Below are 1,998 nucleotides of genomic sequence, written 5' to 3'. Positions count from 1 at the left end.
GACCCGTCCCCCAAAGAAACGTTCGACAGATAGGGCGTTGGGGAAGTCAATGATATTCGCGATAGCGCGGGCAGCCAAGAGCTCAGGATTAACGATAAGAGAAAAACCGAGAATATTCTTTTCCTTGAAATAAGAGTTAGAATATTCAGGGTTCCGCACCCGAACGATAGTTTCTTTAGCTCCCATTTTCTTGGCTAGAACGGCTGCAATCATGTTCACTTCATCGTACTCAGTCAAGGCGATAAAGATATCACAATCCTGGACACTGGCTTGCTCAAGGATGGTAAAATCGGCCCCGTTACCAAGGATACCCATGATATCAAAGCGATTAACAATATGATTGAGGACAGCTTCGTCTTGCTCAATCAGCGAAACATCATGCTTTTCTGCAACCAAGGAGCGACAGAGGGCAAAACCAACTTTTCCCCCTCCGACAAGGATAATTTTCATAATAAAACCTACTTCTTCATTATGTAACTATCATACCTTTTTTCAAGAAAAAATGCACCTACTAGCTAATAACCAGAGTTTTTAGTAGGAAATTTGCTATAAGGTAAAACTATACCCTAATCAATTGAAATAGCTATTAGCACCTTTCTCTGAAATATGGTATGATAAAGGATATACAAGGAGATAAAATGAATAATAATTTACTGGTATTACAATCAGACTTTGGTCTGGTTGATGGTGCGGTATCGGCTATGATTGGAGTGGCTTTAGAAGAATCTCCAACCTTAAAAATTCATCACTTGACGCACGATATTACGCCTTATAATATTTTTGAGGGGAGTTACCGTCTCTTTCAGACGGTGGATTACTGGCCTGAGGGAACGACTTTTGTATCGGTTGTCGATCCAGGTGTCGGTTCGAAACGTAAGAGCGTGGTTGCTAAGACTGCAAAAAATCAATACATTGTCACGCCAGACAATGGGACGCTTTCTTTTATCAAGAAACACGTTGGCATTGTAGCCATTCGTGAGATTTCTGAGGTGGCTAATAGACGTCAAAACACAGAGCATTCTTATACCTTCCACGGTCGTGATGTTTATGCTTATACTGGTGCTAAACTAGCCAGCGGTCACATTAGTTTTGAGGAAGTGGGACCAGAGCTCAGTGTGGATCAGATTGTGGAGCTTCCAGTCGTAGAGACCATCATAGAAGATCATCTGGTGAAGGGAGCCATTGATATTCTGGATGTGCGTTTTGGATCGCTTTGGACCTCTATCACGCGAGAAGAATTTTACAAGCTGGAACCAGCATTCAGTGACCGTTTTGAGGTGACTATCTATCATGCAGATATGCTGGTCTATCAAAATCAGGTTGTCTATGGCAAATCATTTGCAGATGTGAGAATTGGGCAACCCATCCTTTACATCAACTCTCTCTATCGTTTAGGTCTGGCTATCAACCAAGGTTCTTTTGCCAAGGCCTATAATGTGGGTGTCGGTTCATCTTGGACCATTGAAATAAAGAAAATAGAATCATAAAATAGGAGAATAGTATGGAAATCAAATTTACAATTAAACAAGTTGTTGCTGTCGGAATTGGCGCTGCCCTCTTTGTTGTCATCGGGATGATCAACATTCCGACCCCTGTTCCAAATACAAGCATCCAGCTTCAGTATGCGGTCCAAGCGCTACTTTCTATTATTTTTGGACCGATTATCGGTTTGCTTGTCGGGTTGATTGGTCATGCAATCAAGGACTCTCTTGCTGGTTACGGTCTGTGGTGGACTTGGATTATCGCTAGCGGGCTCTTTGGTCTAGCTGTGGGAATTTTTAGAAAGTACGTTCGCGTGATTAATGGTGTCTTTGACTGGAAAGATATTCTTATTTTTAACCTCATTCAACTACTTGCAAATGCCCTTGTTTGGGGTGTCTTGGCACCACTTGGAGATGTTGTGATTTATCAAGAAGCGGCAGAAAAAGTATTTGCACAAGGAATTGTTGCGGGAATTGCTAATGGTGTATCTGTAGCTATTGCAGGAACCCTTCTCTT

3 protein-coding genes are annotated in these 1,998 nt (G+C 42.0%); 2 read left to right on the top strand and 1 reads right to left on the bottom strand.

All coding sequences use genetic code 11. The annotated features are described in order from the left end of the window. A partial coding sequence (locus SMIDD26_RS12335) for an NAD-binding protein (RefSeq protein WP_246747008.1) occupies positions 1-450 on the bottom strand: 450 nt, incomplete at its 3' end. Positions 451-638: 188 nt separating this feature from the next. Between SMIDD26_RS12335 and SMIDD26_RS08740 the strand changes: the two genes are divergently transcribed. After that, entirely contained in the window at positions 639-1,487 is an 849-nt protein-coding gene (locus SMIDD26_RS08740) for an SAM hydrolase/SAM-dependent halogenase family protein (RefSeq protein ID WP_061439852.1), read from the top strand. A 14-nt stretch (positions 1,488-1,501) separates the two neighbouring features. Further along, positions 1,502-1,998, top strand: a 497-nt coding sequence (locus SMIDD26_RS08735; protein ID WP_061439851.1) for an ECF-type riboflavin transporter substrate-binding protein, incomplete at its 3' end; no start/stop codon positions are given.

This window comes from Streptococcus mitis, assembly GCF_001579035.1.
In the GTDB taxonomy this organism is placed as follows: domain Bacteria; phylum Bacillota; class Bacilli; order Lactobacillales; family Streptococcaceae; genus Streptococcus; species Streptococcus mitis_J.
The sequence above is the reverse complement of the archived record's forward strand: the minus strand, read 5'-3'. Positions and strand labels throughout refer to the sequence as shown.